General features: G+C 51.0%; 16 protein-coding genes and 1 other annotated feature. All 16 genes read right to left on the bottom strand.

Features of this window, described 5'->3' with window-relative positions; all coding sequences use genetic code 11:
* Window positions 1-945: an AAA family ATPase gene (locus DXB83_RS10645; RefSeq protein ID WP_118697588.1), complete on the bottom strand. Its 945-nt coding sequence runs from the start codon at window positions 943-945 to the stop codon at window positions 1-3.
* 187 nt (window positions 946-1,132) lie between these two features.
* Window positions 1,133-2,317: an iron-containing alcohol dehydrogenase family protein gene (locus tag DXB83_RS10640; RefSeq protein ID WP_118697618.1), complete on the bottom strand. Its 1,185-nt coding sequence runs from the start codon at window positions 2,315-2,317 to the stop codon at window positions 1,133-1,135.
* A gap of 78 nt (window positions 2,318-2,395) precedes the next feature.
* Window positions 2,396-3,919 (bottom strand): APC family permease, encoded by a 1,524-nt coding sequence (locus DXB83_RS10635; protein WP_055219995.1) that lies wholly within the window; start codon window positions 3,917-3,919, stop codon window positions 2,396-2,398.
* A gap of 3 nt (window positions 3,920-3,922) precedes the next feature.
* Window positions 3,923-4,543: a cytidylate kinase-like family protein gene (locus tag DXB83_RS10630; protein WP_117509835.1), complete on the bottom strand. Its 621-nt coding sequence runs from the start codon at window positions 4,541-4,543 to the stop codon at window positions 3,923-3,925.
* A 163-nt stretch (window positions 4,544-4,706) separates the two neighbouring features.
* Window positions 4,707-5,924 carry an aspartate aminotransferase family protein gene (locus DXB83_RS10625; protein ID WP_117509834.1) on the bottom strand — a complete coding sequence of 406 codons (1,218 nt, stop codon included), beginning with the start codon at window positions 5,922-5,924 and terminating at the stop codon, window positions 4,707-4,709.
* A 337-nt stretch (window positions 5,925-6,261) separates the two neighbouring features.
* Entirely contained in the window at window positions 6,262-6,816 is a 555-nt protein-coding gene (locus DXB83_RS10615; protein WP_055220001.1) for a helix-turn-helix domain-containing protein, read from the bottom strand.
* 193 nt (window positions 6,817-7,009) lie between these two features.
* A complete protein-coding gene (locus DXB83_RS10610; RefSeq protein ID WP_055220004.1) occupies window positions 7,010-7,726 on the bottom strand; it encodes a SigB/SigF/SigG family RNA polymerase sigma factor in 717 nt (238 codons plus the stop codon).
* Between the two features lie 33 nt (window positions 7,727-7,759).
* Window positions 7,760-8,230 (bottom strand): anti-sigma F factor, encoded by a 471-nt coding sequence (spoIIAB, locus tag DXB83_RS10605; protein ID WP_270423031.1) that lies wholly within the window; start codon window positions 8,228-8,230, stop codon window positions 7,760-7,762.
* Window positions 8,231-8,268: 38 nt separating this feature from the next.
* Entirely contained in the window at window positions 8,269-8,592 is a 324-nt protein-coding gene (locus DXB83_RS10600; protein ID WP_022461763.1) for an anti-sigma factor antagonist, read from the bottom strand.
* A 207-nt stretch (window positions 8,593-8,799) separates the two neighbouring features.
* Entirely contained in the window at window positions 8,800-10,215 is a 1,416-nt protein-coding gene (locus DXB83_RS10595) for a tetratricopeptide repeat protein (protein ID WP_118697586.1), read from the bottom strand.
* Between the two features lie 9 nt (window positions 10,216-10,224).
* Complete coding sequence (locus DXB83_RS16680; protein ID WP_022461761.1) at window positions 10,225-10,398, bottom strand: hypothetical protein; 174 nt, start codon at window positions 10,396-10,398, stop codon at window positions 10,225-10,227.
* Between the two features lie 26 nt (window positions 10,399-10,424).
* Complete coding sequence (locus DXB83_RS10590) at window positions 10,425-11,720, bottom strand: bifunctional folylpolyglutamate synthase/dihydrofolate synthase (protein ID WP_118697585.1); 1,296 nt, start codon at window positions 11,718-11,720, stop codon at window positions 10,425-10,427.
* 182 nt (window positions 11,721-11,902) lie between these two features.
* Complete coding sequence (locus DXB83_RS10585; RefSeq protein WP_118697584.1) at window positions 11,903-14,119, bottom strand: LTA synthase family protein; 2,217 nt, start codon at window positions 14,117-14,119, stop codon at window positions 11,903-11,905.
* Window positions 14,120-16,771, bottom strand: coding sequence for a valine--tRNA ligase (locus DXB83_RS10580; RefSeq protein WP_118697583.1), 2,652 nt, complete (start codon window positions 16,769-16,771; stop codon window positions 14,120-14,122). It abuts the gene before it with no gap.
* Window positions 16,772-16,866: 95 nt separating this feature from the next.
* Window positions 16,867-17,087: a binding site (T-box leader), on the bottom strand.
* Between the two features lie 110 nt (window positions 17,088-17,197).
* Window positions 17,198-17,998 (bottom strand): MBL fold metallo-hydrolase, encoded by an 801-nt coding sequence (locus DXB83_RS10575; RefSeq protein ID WP_055266294.1) that lies wholly within the window; start codon window positions 17,996-17,998, stop codon window positions 17,198-17,200.
* 72 nt (window positions 17,999-18,070) lie between these two features.
* A complete protein-coding gene (locus DXB83_RS10570) occupies window positions 18,071-18,511 on the bottom strand; it encodes an SseB family protein (RefSeq protein ID WP_118697582.1) in 441 nt (146 codons plus the stop codon).
* Between the last annotated feature and the right edge of the window lie 43 nt (window positions 18,512-18,554).

The raw sequence follows: 18,554 nt of genomic DNA, 5'->3' as shown, positions 1-18,554 counted from the left end.
TTACCTTCCTGACCAGTTTTCGGTCGGCAGACCGATGCGGTTTAAAATTTCCTCGATCACCGATTCTGCGGCTCTTCCGTCGTCTGCGCCGATCTGCATGGTGAGACGGTGTGCGAGTACCGGAACAGCCACGGTCTTGAAGTCCTCCGGCACAACGTAGTTTCGTCCCTGCACCAGCGCGTGGCCCTGTACGGCACGTAAAAATGCGAGTGTTCCACGCGGGCTCACACCGCTTGCAATTTTGCTGTTGACTCTCGTCTCCTGTACGATGCGGACGAGATACTGTACCAGTTCCGGATGCAGGTAGACTTCTTTACACGCCTCCTGCAGGGTACGGATTTCTTCTTTTTGGCAGACAGACGACAGCTCGGCGAGCGGCTCCTCGGTCAGGAAACGGGCGATCATCTGTGTCTCTTCCGCCGGGCTTAATGCTTCCATCGAAAGTTTCATTAAAAAACGGTCCATCTGCGCCTCCGGCAGCGGGAAGGTTCCGAGCGTCTCGAGCGGGTTCTGCGTGGCGATGACGAGGAACGGCTCCTCGAGCGGCCGTGTCACACCGTCCACGGTGATCTGGCGCTCAGCCATGCACTCGAGAAGGCTGCTCTGCGTCTTCGGCGTTGCACGGTTGATCTCATCGGCAAGCAGAATGTTGCAGAAGGCAGGGCCTTTCGAAAAGACGAACTCTCCGCTTTTGGCATCAAAATAATTGAGACCGGTGACATCGGACGGCAGTAAGTCCGGTGTGAACTGGATGCGGCCGAACTCTGCCTCGACGGATTTCGCAAGGGATTTCGCCATGACCGTTTTTCCTGTTCCCGGGACATCCTCGAGCAGGATATGACCTTTGGCAACAAGGCAGGTCAGGACAAGCTCTATCGTGCGCTCGTTTCCGATCATGACCTTTGCGATATTTTCTTTTAATTGCTGCAATACATTATTTTCCATGTTTTGCTTCCTCCAATAGCAAGATTTAATAAAAAAATCCACCCCTCGCTGTTCTGTTTTGTAAGAACAGCACGATAAATTTATTTTACAGCACATATTTTCGGAAGACAAGCAGAAAAAGGACGATGCTGTACATACTTTTCACAGCATCGCCCTTTACAGTTTCTTCTATAAATTAGCTTGTCTCTTACAGTGCTTTCCGGTACAGCGCCTCGATGTCCTGCTGACGGGACGCTCTCGGGTTGACGGCGATGTTTCCGCTCTTCATCGCATCTACCGCCATCGGCACGATTTTGCTCTCGATCTCCTCTGCTGTCACTTCTTTTCCCTTTGCCGCCTGGCGGATCGCATCGGTCAGGCTGGCCGGGATTCCGATGGCTGCGGTCAGCTCGCGGATCGCGCCGACCAGCATCATCGGCTCAAATTCATCGGCGTATGCCGGGATTTCGCTGATGTAGTTGTAGATCTTCAAATATCTTCCATGGTCTGCCAGTGCATTGTACTCTGCGATGACCGGAAGCAGAACGGCATTTGCCACGCCGTGCGGCACATCGAAGAAGGCGCTCACAGGATGACTCATTGCATGGACATTTCCAAGTCTTGCGTAGGAAAATGCAATACCCGCGAACAGCGAACCGGTCAGCATCGCCTCTGCGGCTTCGAGATCGGTTCTGCGCGCCACGAAACGGCGGATATTTTTACCGATCAATTCCATCGCTTTTTCTGCCATGGCATCGGAGAACGGAGATGCGGCTGTGGAAATATAAGCCTCCTCCGCATGGATAAAGGCATCGATACCGCAGGCTGCCGCAACGGATGCCGGAGCGGAAGTTAAAAGTTCCGGATCAAGAATGGCATACTCCGGCAGAAGTTCATAGCTGAATACGGTCAGCTTGTAATCTCTGCTGTGGTCGGTGATCACGGAAAATGCGGTCACCTCGGAGCCGGTTCCCGCAGTCGTCGGAATGGCAATCAGCGGGACAATTTTTCCCGGCACTTTGTGTGCGCCTTCGTATTCCGTGATGCTTCCGCCGTATTTTGCCGTCACACCGACGGCCTTTGCTACATCCATCGGAGAACCGCCGCCGAGTGCTACGAGAAAGTCTGCGTCGGAAGCAAGATAGCTCTCGGTTGCTTTTTCTACTGTCGTCACAGACGGATTCGCCTCAATATCTGTGAAAATATCGGCTGCGATGCCTGCCGCTTTCAGGCTGTCCGCTGCTTTGTCCACAACGCCCATTTTTTTCAGGGTAGGACCGGAAAGAATCATCGCATGGGTTCCGCCCATCTTCTTGGCACACTCCGGCAGTTTGGCAAGCGTTCCTGCTCCGACAATAATATTCTGTGGAATCGAAAATTCGAATGGATTCATCTTATTTTTCCCCTTTCTTTCAGAAAGCGTGCCGAAAATTTTTCTTTCCGACACGCTTTGTTTTATCCTATCTCAGCTTCAGCCAGCCATTTTGGCAAGAACACGGTCGATCGCTGCATCGATAACAACGTCGAGTTCCGCATCGTCTGCCTCCGGCATCAGGGACGCTGCGTCCTCGTCGGAGATCAGCTCGATCAGGCTGCCGAACTTCTCTTTATATTTGAACTTGCAGACTGCAAAAAATACAACACCGAGGAGGCTCCAGCCGCCTACCATCAGCCACTCCTGCCATACCAGTGTTCCGCCGGAACCAGGAATGCAGTAAACAAGCACCATGCATCCGGACATCAGAACCGCCATCGTTCCAACAAATTTGTATGCCGGAACACGGTACGGACGCGGCATATCCGGCTCTTTCTTCCGCAGGATCAGGAAGGAAAGAGATACCATACAGTAGGCAAGACAGCATCCAAAGTTACCTGCATCACAGATCCACACCATCATGCCTCGTCCTGCAAACGGAGCCAGCATAGTCAGCGCGCCGATCAGGAACAGGGCGTTGATCGGAGTTTTGTGCTGCGGATGAAGCTTTGCGAACATCGGCGGAATCATGTAGGATTCAGCCATAGAGTACAGGGCACGGGAACCGCCGATCATAAAGGAGTTCCAGGATGTGATGATACCGCACATACCGCCGACGATGATGACTTTTGCCATAACCGCTGTACCGAACGCTTTCGCCATCGCATCTGCTGTGACAAGTCCGGTTCCTGCTTCCGAGCTCAGGATTTCGGACGGGTTCAGCACATAACCGACAGCCAGGATAACACAGGAATAGAAAACAACAGCGAGTACAACGGAGAGAATCATCATTTTACCGATTTTCTTTAACGGAACGTTGATTTCCTCTGCTGCCTGCGGGATAACGTCAAAGCCGATGAAGAAGAACGGGGTAACAACAGCAACTTTGATGATGTTCTGGAACATCGTTCCGGTGCTCTCGCCGACGAACATCTGTCCCTGCAGATTGCTGGAATCTCCGTTGATCACGGATGCCACAATCAGAAGGATACCAGCGCCGCCGATGATACAGGTAAGGACCGTCTGCAGAACGGCTGCTGTTTTTGCGCCCAGCACATTGATCAGTGTGATGAGGAACGCTACAATAACGGCTACGGCTACCCAGGAAGCATAGATATCAAATCCTGCCACGCTGTACATATAGCCTTTCAGGAATCCCGGCCACAGATACGTGATGATGGTTGGGAAGGCGCACGCCTCGAAACACGTAACACTGACGTATCCTAAAATAATCGCCCAGGTACAGATGAACGAACCGTTCGGGCCCATCGCCTTGTAGCTGAAGACGTGCTCGCCGCCGCACTGCGGCATCGCTGCAGTCAGTTCTGCGTAAGTCAGTCCGATGAAGAAGATCATGACACCGCCGATCGCAAACGCAATTGAAGCTCCGACAACGCCGCCCTTCTGAATCCAGCTTCCTGAGGATACGACCCAGCCCCAGCCGATCATGGCTCCGAAAGCGATGACGAGAATATCCCATGCACCTAATACTTTGTCAAATTCTGATTTTTTCTGTTCCATGGCTTATTCCTCCCCGCTTCCGTATTTCTTCTGAATCAGTTCCTCGAGATATTCCGCTGTGCCCTCCACACCAAGGAATGCACTGTTGATCAGAATGTCTCGGTTGTGCCGGTCTCCGCGGTTGCTGCCGGTCAGCGCCAGATGACGTTTGTGATACCGTTTGTCCTTCTCGAGCAGCAGAATTTTTGCATCGCTCTCGGAAAGGCTGTGGCTCTTCATGATATTCTGAATGCGGATCTCATCCGGTGCATAGATAAAAGCCCGGAGGAGCTTGATATCTTTGCTGTCCTTTAAGATGTAATCCGCGGATCGTCCGATGATGACGCAGGCCTCTTTTTCTGCCAGTTTCCGGATGATCTGCTTCTGTACATGAATCGCACGCTCGGTCAGGTCCGCATATTTTGAGAAGGATCCACGGACATCGCCCTCGGCTCCTTTTCCGGCAATCGTACCGCCCTCTTCTACACGGTTCATGATGTCTTTCGGAATTCCGACTTCTTCAATAATCTGATCCACCAGATCGCGATCGTAGAACTTAATTCCGAGATCCTCCGCAATTTTCCTGCCGATGGCATTTCCTTTGGCTCCGTACTCGCAGCCGATTGTGATAACCAGATGTCCCATACCGTTTTCCTCTCACATTTAATTTCTCTGTTTTACCTGTTGTTTCCGATTCACAGAATGAAAAGAAAAACAGGACAGGGGCGAAGCATGGTTCTTTGCTTTTTGACGTCCTTGTCCTGTTCTTTTCACGCTATGAGATTTTCTTTGTTTCTATAAGAATTCTTTATTTTTCCAGAGCTTTTACGGTTTCTTCGATGATAGCAACTGCCTTGTCGCAGTCCTCCTCGGTTACGATAAGCGGAGGGATCAGACGAATGATGTGCGCTCCGATGGCGGTGATCAGCAGATGGCGGTCAAGGCAGCCATGTTTGACTTCTACGCCGCTGATGGTATCATCAAACTCTACGCCGACCAGCAGTCCCTGATGTCTGACTTCTTTGACATGCGGCAGTTTTGCTAATTTTTCTGCGAAGTAATCACCGACTTTCTTTGCATTTCCGGCAAGGTCGCGGTCGATCAGTTCGTTGACTTCTGCCAGTGCTGCTGCACAGCTGACTGGATGGCCGCCGAAGGTAGTTCCGTGAGATCCCGGGGTAAAGGCTTTTGCTACTTCAGCTGTTGCGCAGATTGCGCCAATCGGCATTCCGCCGCCAAGACCTTTTGCCATGGATACGATATCCGGTTTGATGCCGTAGTTCATGTAAGACATTACCGCACCGGTTCTGCACCAGCCGGTCTGTACTTCATCAATCAGAAGCAGCATGTCGTTCTCATCACAGAACTTCCGGAGTCCCTGCATGAACTCTTTCGTTGCCGGATGAACACCGCCTTCGCCCTGTACCGGCTCAACCATGATGGCGATGGTGTTTTCGGTACATGCATCTTTGAAGGCCTGCAGATCATTGTACGGTGCGTAGGAGAATCCGTAGGTCATCGGTCCGAATCCAACCTGGCATCCGTTGCCCGGCTGACCGGTTGCAGACATGGCACCGAAGGTTCTTCCATGGAAGCCCATCTTTGCGGTTACGATGTGGTAACGGTTCGGGCCGTATTTCTCGATGCCGTACTTTCTTGCCATTTTGATCATGGCCTCGTTCGCCTCGGTACCGGAGTTCTGATAGAAAATCTTGTCCATGCCGATGGTCTCGCAGACTTTCTCAGCAAGCAGTGCCTGCGGGATGGTGTATGGATAGTTGAAGGTATGCATGATATCGTCGAGCTGCTCTTTTGCTGCAGCAACAACTTTCGGGTTTCTGTTTCCGGCGTTGTTTACGGCGATGCCTGCGTAAAAGTCAAGATACGGCGTTCCGTTTTCGTCGTACATGTACATCCCCTCTGCGGTTTCTGCAAGGAAATCGAAACGCTCGTAGGTCTCGATCATGTACTTGTTTACTTTGTCTTTGATGTCCTGAACCGTTAATCCTGTGTCTTTTAATCTCATAGTGTTATCCTCCCATAGCGTTGAAAAGATTTTTTAAATAAAAAACAAAAAAGCAAAGACTACTCGTTGGTAAGCGTCTTTGCTTTGTTTTTCGTTTATTATTTTGTACAACCATACAATAGCACCACTCCCTATATTTGTCAATTACTTTTTTTAAAAAGTTTTTTATTTTTGTTTTTTCTTTAACGCCCGCTTTTTCTATTCTTTTTTGATGCTTTTTCGTCTTCCGCCGTATTTTTTTCATATCCGTTGTTTTTTATTCTGATGTTCCAGCGGATTTCTGTCCATTATATTGAACAGTTCATTCAAAAAAAGAAAGCCTGTTATTCTGCGGCTTTTAGTGATAGTCGAGAAAGAAACACATGCAGCTCGTCTTCTCCGTCCCTCTGTTGCGGTAGATGTGGGTCTGGTCTGTCTCGAAACGGAATGCCTGCTTCAGGTGGATCTCATGCTCTTTTCCATTGCACTCTACGGTCATCACGCCATCTGTCACCACCAGGTACTCTCTTGTTTTCTCTCCGTGGCCGCCGCTCACATACGTTCCGCCCGGTTCGATGTCGATGCGGTAGATTTCCACAAGCCGCGTGTCCTCATACGGAAAGCACGTCCACACAGTGTACTGCCCCTCCAGCTCTTTCGTCGGAACCAGATCCTCCGGTGTCACAAGATAACTATCCACCAGCGGCGTTGCAATCAGCTCCTGAAATTCAATCCGCAGGCCGCTCGTAATCTTCCCAAGCACGCCAAGCGACGGGTTCGCCGTTCCCTTTTCGATCTGCGAGAGCATACTCTTGCTGACCCCGGTCTGCTCTGAGACCTGGTCGAGACTCATCCCTTTCGACTGCCGGATCCGTTTCAGATTGACCGCCACATTTTCTGTCAGATAATCCATGTTCTTCCACCTGCCTTTCTTCGTATTTCGCTCATTGTAGCACACCTTCCTCCGATATTCCAGTGAATATTTTTAAACTTTCTGCCGCCTTTCCCCGCTTCGCCTTTCTTTTCTTCCTTTATCCGCCCGGGTTTCAGGCGCTTTTCTCTGCCTTTCCCAGGAAAAGCGCCCTTCCGCCGGATTTGTATTTTTGTCAGACCTTTTCCATCCGCATCTGCCGCAGAATCTTCTTTTCCATCCGCGACACCTGCACCTGCGAAATCCCCAGTTTTCCGGCGATCTGCGCCTGCGTCATGTCCTGAAAATAGCGCATGTAGATGAGCTGCCGCTCCTTCGCGGGCAGTCGTCCCAACAGCTCTTCCAAGAAAATCCGGTTCAGCAGCTTTTCCTGCCCGTTCTCTTTTTCCGGAATGCGGTCCATCAGAGAAATATCGTGGTTTTCCCCCTGATAGATGGTCTTCTGCAGCGATTCCACCTCCGCGCCGGACTCCATCGCCTCCACGATTTCCTCCACGGTAACATCAAGCTCCCCCGCTATCTCCGCCAGCGTCGGATCGCGCCCGTTCTCCCGCTCCAGCCGCTCACGCACCGCATACGCTTTCCACGCCAGTTCCCGGATCGGGCGGCTCACCTTCACCATCCCCTCCGACCGCAGAAACCGCCGGATCTCCCCCGCAATCATCGGAACCGCATACGTCGAAAAACAGACTTCAAACGAAGGATCAAATTTATCAATCGCCTTCAACAGCCCAATGCTCCCGATCTGGCACAAATCCTCCATCTCCACCCCGCGGTTTGCAAACCGCCTCACCATGCTCCAGACCAGTCCCATATTTTCCTCTGCCAGTGTATCCCTTGCCGCTTTATCCCCTTCGTGTGCCTTTTCGATCAGGGCAAGCGTATGTTCCATGCATTCTGACTCCTATGACTTCCGATCCGGCCCTTACATTTCCGGATGCACACCGATTTTCCGTTTCATCACCACTTCCGTCCCCCATCCCGGATGCGACCTTACTTCCAGCTCATCCATAAACGCCTCCATAAACGAAAACCCCATCCCCGACCGCTCCAGCTCCGGGCAGGTCGTAAACATCGGCTCCATCGCCTTCTCCACATTTTCAATCCCGACGCCGGTATCTTTTACCGTCACCTGAAACACCTTCTCCTCCAGATCCAGCACACACTTCATCTGAATTTTACCTTTTTCCTGCCGGTATCCGTGAATCATCGCATTCGTAACCGCCTCCGAAATCGCCGTCTTGACATCCGCCACTTCCTCCACCGTCGGATTCAGCTGCGCCAGAAACGCCGCCGCAGACACCCGCGCAAAACTCTCATTGCAGGGACGGCTCTCAAATTCCAGCGTCATCGTATTCCACCGCATCTTCTCTTCTGTTTTCATCCTTTCTCGCATCATCCCATTCCCCTTTCTGCCCACTCCCCGTCCAAAACCTACTTCCACGTCTTCTCCTCTTCCACCTCAATCACCCGCGTCACCCCCGACATCACCAGAATCCTCCGCATCCGCTCTCCCACATGCACCGCTCTCACCTTCCCGCCAATCAGCTCCATCTCCCGAAACCTTCCCATCACCAGTCCAATCCCCGAACTGTCCATAAACACCGTCTTCCGAAAATCAAACACCACCTCCCTCACATTCCTCTCCACCAAAATCTCCCCCGCCTCCTCCCGAAGCCGGTCAGCCACAAAATGATCCACCTCTTCCGGAAGCCGAATCGTCATCACCGCATCCTTCACCCAAACACGATTATCCATTTCCCATCCTCCCTCTTTCCTGTCATAAAATAAAAAACACAAAAGATTTTTCGCCGTAAAGCGAATTTCATCTTTTGTGTTTTATCTTCTCACTTTTATACTTTTTTGCCCTTCGTCCCACGCACCCTCCGCGTAGTCAGTGGTATCAGCCCGACGAAACAGCGCCGCATCTCCTGCGGCATTCTGCCCCGTGGGCGTCCGTCCTCACTATTCCTCCGTCTTCACAGTCCCCCCCAGCGCCTCAATCTGCTGCTCGGCCTTAGTAGCCTTCTGGGTTCCCGGGAACTTATCGATGATCTCCTGGAACACCGAAATCGCATTATCGGTATCCCCACTCAGCCGATACGCATGCGCCAGATAGTTAAGCACCGTATAGTCACTGTCGTTGATATTCTTAGCCTTCGAAAGCTTATCAATCGCCTCAGTGTAATTCGCATCGTCAAATGCATTCACACCCGACTGCGAAAGCTCCTGGAACATAGACGACTGCATGCTCTTGTAAATAGTGTCATACACAGCCTTTGCGTCCACAGAAAGCACCTCCGGGTTGACCTCGGTCAGTGCGTTTGTTGCGTTGCTCGTGTTGCCCTGCTGCTGCGCTTCCACAGCCTTTAAAAGGTTCTCGTAGGAAGCCGCCGTATCCTGTGCCGTCTGGATCTGCTGCTGCGCAGAAGCCGTCGTTTCGTTCAGAGAATCCACCTGGCTCTGGAGCTGGTTCAGCTGGGCCTCCTGGCTCGCCATCTTGCCGCTGTATTCCACAACCTTCTCGTCCGCCTGCCGGTTAATTCGCTGCGTATTCGCCGGCCCGACGAGAAACCACACAACCAGTGCGCCGAGCACCAGTCCAATGCCGATATTCAGCATGGTAGCCGCCGTCGATGTCTCGCGGAACGTCGGCGGAATAATCACCGTATCGCCGCTTACTACCCGCTCTCTTTCGTCCTCCCGCTGCTCTTCCGTCCGCTCCCTGCGTCCGAACCGCCTCGGCTCCAGCGACGTCTGCGTACCCGTCTGGAAATCAACCTCCTTCAGGAAACGAAGCGTCGTCGAGTTCGTCTTGTCAATTTTCGCCGCCTTTTTCAGAATCTTCCGCGCTTTCTCATACTCACCCTTGTGAATATAAATCAGCGCCAGCAGATGATATCCCTTGATCAGCTTCGGATTCTGGTTCAGAATCTTGCGCAGCTGGATCGCAGCCACATCCTCATTGTTCTCGCGGCAGCATTTCAGCGCACTGTTGTATTTCTTGATCGTCTGATTGATCATATCCAGCTTCGCCTGCTCCGCCTGCAGCGTCGCAATATACTCCGTCGCCACATTATTCTCCGGCATAATATTCTTGCTGATGATCCACTCACTTAACGCCGCAACCGCTTCACCCGTCTCAAAATAGACAAGGCCTAACAAGTTCCGCGCATGGATATTGTATTTGTTAAACTTCAGGCTCCGCCGCAGCATATCGATCGCTCCGGAAAGATCCCGGATCTCCGCCTTGTCGAGGCCCAGATTGTAGTACATATTCGAAAGAGAAAAACATTTTCTCTGTACTCTCAGGTTAAAACCACAGTTGGGACAGATCTCCATTCCGACGTCCACAACCGATTTACAATTCATACAGTTCATTCCGGCACCTTACTCTTCCTTTTCCGCTTCTGTCTCGTTTTCCTGTTCCGGCTTGTCGTTTTTCATCATTTCTTTCAAAATGTCGATCACATCCGTCAGATCACGGCTGTAAATCGCATCCTCCACCTCATCCACATCGAGACACGGTTTAAACTTCTTCAGTTCTTCTTCGTAATTTAACATAAACAAAAAATTCCTTCCTGTATTCACTAACCATTCCGCTTTGCAAGATATGCTTTCAGTTCGCCCGCCAGATACAGAGAACCCACGCAGAACAGCATGCCGCTGCCCTTCTTTTCCAGTGCCTTCTCATACGCTGCCCCGATCTCCGGTTCCGCGCAGACATCCGTGCATCCTGCTTTTCTGAAGTCCTCTGCAAGCACTTCCGCCGGTACGACGCGGCTTCCGTCGATCTGCGTTGCAACAACATGGGACGGATGGATGCCCTCGCAGATTTCACCGATCATCTCATGATAGTGCTTGTCTGCAACTGCCGTGAACAGAATCGTGATCTCGTTTTCTTTCGCAAAATAGCCTGCCGTGCTGACAAACTGTGCAATGCCGTCCTCGTTGTGCGCGCCGTCGATGATGACGCCCGGCGCAGCCATTTCCATACGGCACGGCCATTTGATCTTCGAAAGGCCTTCCGCAAGCACGTTCTTAGGAATGTCGTGCACGTCCTGCAGAATATGCATCGTGTAGAACGCAAGGCTTGCATTCATCATCTGGTATTTTGCCACGTACGGAATCGCAAGCTCTGCTTTTTCGCCGCCTGGGTATGCAAAGGTAAAGGTGATGCCCTCGCGGCTCTGTGTTTTCATCTCATAGAACGACGGCTCCATCGGCCATGCCGGGCTTCCCATCTCTTTCGCCTTTGCGGCAATGACAGAAGCCGGACCTGGCTGGCTGGCGTCGTAGATTACCGGGACACCGGCTTTGATGATGCCGGCTTTCTCTCCCGCAATCGCCTCGAGGGTGTCGCCGAGATACTCGGTGTGGTCGCGGCTGATGGACGTGATGATGCATGCCAGCGGCTTTTCGACCACATTTGTCGCATCCAGCCGTCCGCCAAGGCCGGTCTCCATGACCAGGTATTCCACGCCGGCTTCTTTGAAAATCAGCATTCCCATCAGGAACAGCGTCTCAAAATAGCTCGGATGGCCTTCGCCCTCCGCCTCGTATTCTTTGGCTGCTTTTTCCACTTTGAGAAATGCGTCGAGAAACTGCTCATCCGACACATCTTCCCCGTTGATCTGGAACCGCTCGTTGATGCGTACAAGGTGCGGGGAGGTAAAAAGTCCTGTCTTTTTGCCGCCTGCAAGCAGCATCGCATTCAAGTACGCGCAGACGCTTCCCTTTCCGTTCGTGCCCGCCACATGGATAATTTTGATCCCTTCCTGCGGATTCCCAAGGCGCGAAAGAAGCTCCCTCGTATGTTCCGGCGGATGCTTCACCGTAAATTTCGGTATTGTTTCGATATAATCAACTGCTTCTGTATAATTCACTTTATTTCACCATTCTTCAGTATTTTAGGGCTGCTTTCAAACCCTAGTATCATTATAATCGAGTGACCGGATATGTCCATAGCAATTTTCAAAATTTTGTCCCGACTTTTCGACTTTCCCCGTAAAAAGATACAGTGGGACGTCAAAATCCGCCCCACTGTATGATCTTTCGGACACTCTTTTTAATTCTGCAGACCGCCGTCTTCGGCCGGTTTATCGCTGTTTTCTGTTTTTGACGGCTCAATCTTGTCGCCTTCGCCCTCCGGCGCACCGGACGGCGCTGCCGTCAGTTCATCCTGCGGCGCAGTGCTCGTATTGGCATTTTCCTGCGTCACATCCGTTTTCGTGCTGTCCGGGTTCGGCGTCGGTGTCGGTGTAGATACCGGTTTTGGTTCTTCATACGTCTTCGGTTCTGTCCTTGTCAGCACCTTTTTCGTCGAGCTGTTGCTCTGCTGCGCGATTGTAATCTGATCACCGTCTTCCAGGGTCAGACTATGCACCATCAGAATCGACGGGCTGACATAAACGGTATCCTGTATCTCCTCGTTGACTTCCACACGGCTCGACGCCGTAAAGTTTTCTCCGTAAAAATACCAGGTATCTTCTCCGGATTTTTCGATTCGTTCCAGCGTTACCGGCAGAACACCCATCTGCAGCTGCACACGCTCATACGGTGTCTCTCCGTCTTCTCCGTAAACGTACCGTTTTCCATACAGCATATCATACTGCAGCACCTCGAGATCCACCTGATAATTCTTCGTATTCCGTCTCGTCTGATGATACCGGAAAATGGTTCCGTCATGAATTCCCACACGGTTCATAACCTCTGCTGCAATCTGGTAGGAAGCAATGTTTTCCTGTTTTCTTTTCAGTCCCATATTATCCCAGATTACGTATTCGGTCTGATACAAATAGCGGTTCTCCAGATCTTCTACTTTCAGTCCCATCGTTGGCAGATGGTCCCCGTACATCACAAGTACCACCGGCTCCGGATAATCCGCAAGCTTTGTCGTCAGCTCTTTGACAAATTTGTCCATCTCATGAATCTGATTTACATAATATTCCCAGGAGTAATTATTTTTTTCCCGGTCTTCCGCGCCTGTCACTGTAATCTCCGGATCGTCAAGCACCGGCTCTGTCGGATAATCACCGTGGCCCTGTACCGAAATCGTATAGATATAATCCGGTTCGTCTGTCGCATCGAGCGTTTTTATGATCTCTTTTGTCAGAATATGGTCTTTTACCCATCCTGTCGCCGTCACATCCGAGATATCCGGCATATATTCCTCCGAGGTAAAGGTATCAAAACCAAGACGTGAGAATACACTTCTTCTGGAATAGAAGTTTGCTTCATTGTTGTGGATCGCATGGGTCGCATAGCCAAGATTCTTTAAAACATACGGCGCACTCTCACAGGTCTCCTCTGAAAGCACCGATTTGTACGGATACTCACCCGCTCCGAAATACCGGAGGCTCATGCCGGAAATAGTTTCAAACTCTGTGTTTGCTGTTCCGGCTCCCACCACCGGCACGCGGAGATAACCGGAAGAATAATCCTTCATCAGCTGCCGGTAATACGGGATCGGATCCTCGGAAATGTTGAGGAAATTAACCAGCTCCGGATCGAAAAAGGACTCCAGCTGCAAAAAGATAATATTCGGTTTTACCGTATCATCCTCTTTTTGTTCGCCTTCACTCGTCTCAATCTGTTTCACGAGCTGTTCGGAATAGCCGTTCGGCTCTGAAATTCCCGTATCAAACAGGGTGACTGCCAGACAGTACGGATAGCCGTAATCCTGGTAGGCAAATGCGATGTTGACGAAATAGCTGGAAAGCACACGCTTTGCAAGCGCCAGATTCGTTGCTCCCGTAAAGAGTACAATTACCAGAGCAATTAACGGCACATTCAGATACCAGCGGATTTTCCCCTGAAATTTCGGTCCTTTGATCCAGACCCATACAAAAAATGCCAATAATGCCACAAGGGCTGCTACGACGAGGATCATGGTACCTTTCGACAGATACTTCGTCACGACCTTTGCGCCGTCACTTAAATTCCGCAAGTCCGGTCCGGTAAACGGCGTGACGCGGTTTGCCAGAATCACACCGTTAATGATGCCGAGCAGCAGCCAGAAACAGCTCATCACCAGCCGTACCAGCACACGTCTGCGGAACAGATAAACTACCATAAAAGTAGTGAAGATCAAAAATGCATTGTACAAAAAGACCCATGGGCTTTCCACCATGTAGCTCCATGCAGATGCCAGCGAATGGCGGGAAAATGCTTCAATCACCAGATACAGAATACAGCATCCCAGGGCCTGCAGCGGCAAAGAGAGCCAGTTGCAGACTTTCACTACGGTTTCCTTGTTTCCATGCAGTTTTTTTCCTTTTTTCATTTATTTTTTCAGCTGCTCCAATCTTGTCTGAACCTGCTCCATCATCTGCTGATAGTTCGCCAGTTTTTCTTTCTCTGCCTGAACTTTTGCTTCCGGAGCTTTGTTGATAAAGTTCGGGTTGCCAAGCATGCCGTTGGAACGTGCGATCTCTTTTGTCAGACGCTCTTCCTCTTTCGTAAGGCGGGCGATCTCTTTTTCCAGGTCAACCAGCTCGGCAAACGGAATGTAGATCGTTGCCTGCGGGATCACTGCGGATACCGCATCGTCTGCGATGCCGGCTTTGTCTGCCTGTACGTGAACTTCGCTTGCTCCTGCCAGAGTTCCGAAGAATACAGCACCGTTTTTGAAGGTTTCCTGTACAGCAGCATCTTCCGTTACAACGAATACGCTTGCTTTCTTTGACGGCGGTACGTTCATACTGGTGCGGACACCACGGATGCTTCTTACCGCCTCTTTCATCATCTCAACGGCTGCCTCATCCTCTGCGTATGCAAAGTCTTCGGTCTCTTTCGGCCATGCGGCGATCATGATGGAATCCTCGTCCGGATTCAGTGTGCAGTAGATTTCCTCTGTGATGAACGGCATAAACGGATGCAGCAGCTTTAATGCATTGCCAAGAACGGTTTTTAAGGTCCACAGTGCAGCGCCCTTCGTCTCGTCGGTCTCGCTGTACAGACGCGGTTTTACCATCTCGATGTACCAGTCGCAGAACTCCTCCCAGATAAAGTCGTAAACCTTCTGTACGGCGATACCGAGCTCGTAGCGGTCCATGTTGTCCGTTACTTCCGTTGCCAGCGTGTTTACCTTAGAAAGAGTCCATTTATCTGCCAGTGTCAGTTTGTCTTTTGGCATTTCAGACGGAACTTCTGCTTTTTCCAGGTTCATCATGATGAACCTGGAAGCGTTCCATACTTTGTTTGCGAAGTTACGGCTGGCTTCTACACGCTCCCAGTAGAAACGCATATCGTTTCCAGGTGCATTACCGGTCATCAAAGTCAGACGGAGAGCATCTGCACCGTATTTGTCAATGACTTCGAGCGGATCGATACCGTTTCCGAGGGATTTACTCATCTTGCGTCCCTGGGAATCACGAACGAGTCCGTGGATCAGTACGTGGTGGAACGGAACCTGTTTAGTCTGCTCCAGTGCGGAGAATACCATACGGATAACCCAGAAGAAGATGATGTCGTATCCGGTTACGAGTACGTCAGTCGGATAGAAGTAATCAAATTCCGGTGTTTTCTCCGGCCATCCTAACGTGGAGAACGGCCACAGAGCGGAGCTGAACCAGGTATCCAGGGTATCCGGGTCCTGGGTGAGATGGGTGCTGCCGCATTTCGGGCATTTTTCCGGCATTCCACCTCTTACAACCGTGATCTCGCCACAGTCATCACAGGTATAGGCCGGGATACGATGACCCCACCAGAGCTGACGGGAAATACACCAGTCGTGGATATTGTTCAGCCAGTTCTGATAAATCTTGCTGAAACGATCCGGGATGAAGTTTACTTCCCCGTTCTTCTCTGCTTCGCTGGCAGCGGCAGCCATATCCGCCATTTTTACAAACCACTGTGGTTTGATCATCGGCTCTACGGTTGTCTTACATCTGTCGTGAGTTCCTACGTTATGAACGTGATCCTGAACCTTTACCAGAAGACCAAGCTTTTCGAGATCCTCTACCATGGCTTTTCTTGCCTCGTAGCGGTCCATGCCGGCGTATTTGCCGCACTTGTTGTTCATGGTTCCGTCATCGTTTAAGATGTTGATCTCTTCGAGGTTGTGGCGTTTTCCTACCTCAAAATCGTTCGGGTCGTGTGCCGGTGTAATTTTAACGCATCCAGTTCCGAACTCTTTGTCTACGTAAGCATCTGCGATAACCGGGATTTCACGGTCGGTCAGCGGCAGTTTCAGCATTTTTCCTACAATATCGGTGTATCTTTCATCCTCCGGATTGACAGCTACGGCAGTATCGCCGAGCAGAGTCTCCGGACGGGTGGTTGCGATTTCTACGAAGCGGCCTTCTTCTCCAACTACCGGGTAGTTGATGTGCCAGAAGTGGCCTGCCTGCTCCTGATATTCAACCTCTGCATCGGAGATGGAAGTCTGGCATACCGGGCACCAGTTGATGATGCGGCTTCCTTTGTAGATCCATCCTTTTTCATACAGACGGCAGAATACTTCTTCTACGGCTTTGGAGCATCCCTCGTCCATGGTGAAGCGTTCTCTCTCCCAGTCTGCGGAGGAGCCGATCTTTCTTAACTGGCTGTTGATGCGTCCGCCGTACTCTTTCTTCCACTCCCAGCAGTGCTCCAGGAATTTTTCGCGTCCGATTTCATCTTTGTCGATGCCCTGCTCTTTGAGCATATTGGTAACCTTTACCTCGGTTGCAATCGCCGCATGGTCGGTTCCCGGCTGCCAGAGGACTTCATATCCCTCCATCCGTTTGAAACGGCAGAGAATATCCTGCATGGTGTTGTCGAGTGCATGGCCCATGTGAAGCTGTCCGGTTACGTTCGGAGGCGGCATCATAATGGTAAACGGTTTTTTGTTCGGGTTTACAGTGGCGTGGAAATATCCTTTATCCAGCCATTTCTGATACAGTCTGTCCTCGAGTCCTTTCGGATCGTAGGTCTTTGCGAGTTCTTTGCTCATGAGATCCTCCTTTTATGTTTGGTGTATTGTGGTATTTATTCCCGCAGAGGCTTGTCTTAAATCAAAAACGCCCTTCACATACACATAACATGCATGCAAAGGGCGAAAATTCCGCGGTACCACCTTAATTTGTATCTCGTTTCGGAGTCTGTAACGTGACTCATGCGTGAGAACCTAATCATCACATCTTCTGTGCTTTTCAGCTCTCCGGTTCAGAAGCTACCTTCCATGACCACCTTCCCGGACAGCCTTTCAGCCGGTGAACCGTCCTCTCTTTTGGGGCCTGCCATGTACTCCTCTTCCTCATAACCTTTTCTTTTTCTGTTGGAATAGAAACTGCATTTATCATAATCGCGTTTTTTTATTTTGTCAAGCCGCCGCGGGCAAAAACCTTTCTTCTTATGGAAGTTTTAAGATTTCACGCGCTTATTTTCGGTGAATCCGCGATGCACAGTACTGCATTTCTGCGCGGCCGTACGACGCGTAGCGGACCTGTTCTTTCGAAAACGGCTTCGCATTGCTTGGCCGTCCCAGGTTTTCGCCGTGGATCACCTGATCCACAAGGTCGATGAGATCTGCGAGAACACCGAGGCTGAGCGGATTGTAAACCGGATGCGCCGTCGATTCAAACACCTGCGTGTGATGACCGCCGAAGAATTTCATGCGGCCGCCCTTTTTCACCAGCCACGCCATCAGACCAACCAGACCATCATAATACTCTTCCAGGCTCGTTCCGCCCGGCACCTGCATCCAGACACCGCAGCCGCTTCCGATCGCATCTCCGGTGAACAGGTAATTCTGTTTCGTCTCCAGCACAACAACGCTGCCCGGCGTATGGCCCGGTGTCTGACAGACGGCCAGCTCTGTGCCGCCGAGCGGAATCACGGAATCGGTACGGATGTCATGAATCTCCTCCCACGGTTTTAATTTTCCCGCTGTCAGCATCACAAGCGTCTCTGGATCCATCTTCTTTTCATCGTGGCACATGTACACCTCATCAAACTCATCCATGTGATACATGTGATCCGGATGCGCATGCGTGATGACCAGCAGAAGCGGCTTGTCCGTCAGCTCACGGATCACCGGCAGAATCTTTGTGCCTGCCGTAATGCCGGTATCAATGACAGCCGCTTTTTCTTCACCTTCTACTACATAGAACGATGAATTTCCTGCGTCCAAAATACAGTAAATTTTTTCCCCGATTTCTGTTACCTGAAAACCCTCCATGATGTAAAACCTCCTTAAAATAATAATGTACCCTCGGAGTCTTTCTGTGCTTGCTTTTTTCCTTTCGGCAATTCAGTGCCCCGCATTCTCTTCCCCGATGATAATCGAAAGCAGCGTATGATCCAGCATGATCGTGCGGTTCCACGGATTGAAAATCACACCGCTGATCTCCTTTGTTTCGGATGCCATGTGGATCAGCTGTTCCAGGCTCACGAGAAACGTGGATTTCACGCTGCCGGCGCCCTTTAATTCCTCATCAAAGCTCGTAAACGCGGCCCACCAGACTTTTCCGTCTGCGCTCTTTACCGTTCCGATCCGGATCTGATCGTCGCCGGATGGCGGTTCCACGGAAAGAATCGCCTGTCCGCCCTCTTTCATTCTGCGTCGGATCACCGTCAGCACGTGTGCCAGCAGTTCCGGCGTCGGCTCCTTTTGCAATTCCAGAATTGCTTCCTCTATCTTTTCATTCCCCTGCAGACCTTCGTCTTTTGGAGTATCTGTTTCTTTTGCCATTGCTCTTATCCTTTCTTTTTCGCTTTTCCCACACAGAATCTGT

Source organism: Blautia sp. OM06-15AC (assembly GCF_003481425.1).
Lineage (GTDB): Bacteria > Bacillota > Clostridia > Lachnospirales > Lachnospiraceae > Fusicatenibacter > Fusicatenibacter saccharivorans.
This window is presented reverse-complemented; position numbering and strand designations above follow the sequence as displayed.

Excerpts from the sequence above, each read along its gene's own strand:
- DXB83_RS10645 (WP_118697588.1), bottom strand. The coding sequence starts at position 945 with ATGGAAAATAATGTATTGCAGCAATTAAAAGAAAATATCGCAAAGGTC.
- DXB83_RS10640 (WP_118697618.1), bottom strand. The coding sequence starts at position 2,317 with ATGAATCCATTCGAATTTTCGATTCCACAGAATATTATTGTCGGAGCA.
- DXB83_RS10635 (WP_055219995.1), bottom strand. The coding sequence starts at position 3,919 with ATGGAACAGAAAAAATCAGAATTTGACAAAGTATTAGGTGCATGGGAT.
- DXB83_RS10630 (WP_117509835.1), bottom strand. The coding sequence starts at position 4,543 with ATGGGACATCTGGTTATCACAATCGGCTGCGAGTACGGAGCCAAAGGA.
- DXB83_RS10625 (WP_117509834.1), bottom strand. The coding sequence starts at position 5,924 with ATGAGATTAAAAGACACAGGATTAACGGTTCAGGACATCAAAGACAAA.
- DXB83_RS10615 (WP_055220001.1), bottom strand. The coding sequence starts at position 6,816 with ATGGATTATCTGACAGAAAATGTGGCGGTCAATCTGAAACGGATCCGG.
- DXB83_RS10610 (WP_055220004.1), bottom strand. The coding sequence starts at position 7,726 with ATGGAACATACGCTTGCCCTGATCGAAAAGGCACACGAAGGGGATAAA.
- spoIIAB (WP_270423031.1), bottom strand. The coding sequence starts at position 8,230 with ATGCGAGAAAGGATGAAAACAGAAGAGAAGATGCGGTGGAATACGATG.
- DXB83_RS10600 (WP_022461763.1), bottom strand. The coding sequence starts at position 8,592 with ATGGATAATCGTGTTTGGGTGAAGGATGCGGTGATGACGATTCGGCTT.
- DXB83_RS10595 (WP_118697586.1), bottom strand. The coding sequence starts at position 10,215 with ATGAACTGTATGAATTGTAAATCGGTTGTGGACGTCGGAATGGAGATC.
- DXB83_RS16680 (WP_022461761.1), bottom strand. The coding sequence starts at position 10,398 with ATGTTAAATTACGAAGAAGAACTGAAGAAGTTTAAACCGTGTCTCGAT.
- DXB83_RS10585 (WP_118697584.1), bottom strand. The coding sequence starts at position 14,119 with ATGAAAAAAGGAAAAAAACTGCATGGAAACAAGGAAACCGTAGTGAAA.
- DXB83_RS10580 (WP_118697583.1), bottom strand. The coding sequence starts at position 16,771 with ATGAGCAAAGAACTCGCAAAGACCTACGATCCGAAAGGACTCGAGGAC.
- DXB83_RS10575 (WP_055266294.1), bottom strand. The coding sequence starts at position 17,998 with ATGGAGGGTTTTCAGGTAACAGAAATCGGGGAAAAAATTTACTGTATT.
- DXB83_RS10570 (WP_118697582.1), bottom strand. The coding sequence starts at position 18,511 with ATGGCAAAAGAAACAGATACTCCAAAAGACGAAGGTCTGCAGGGGAAT.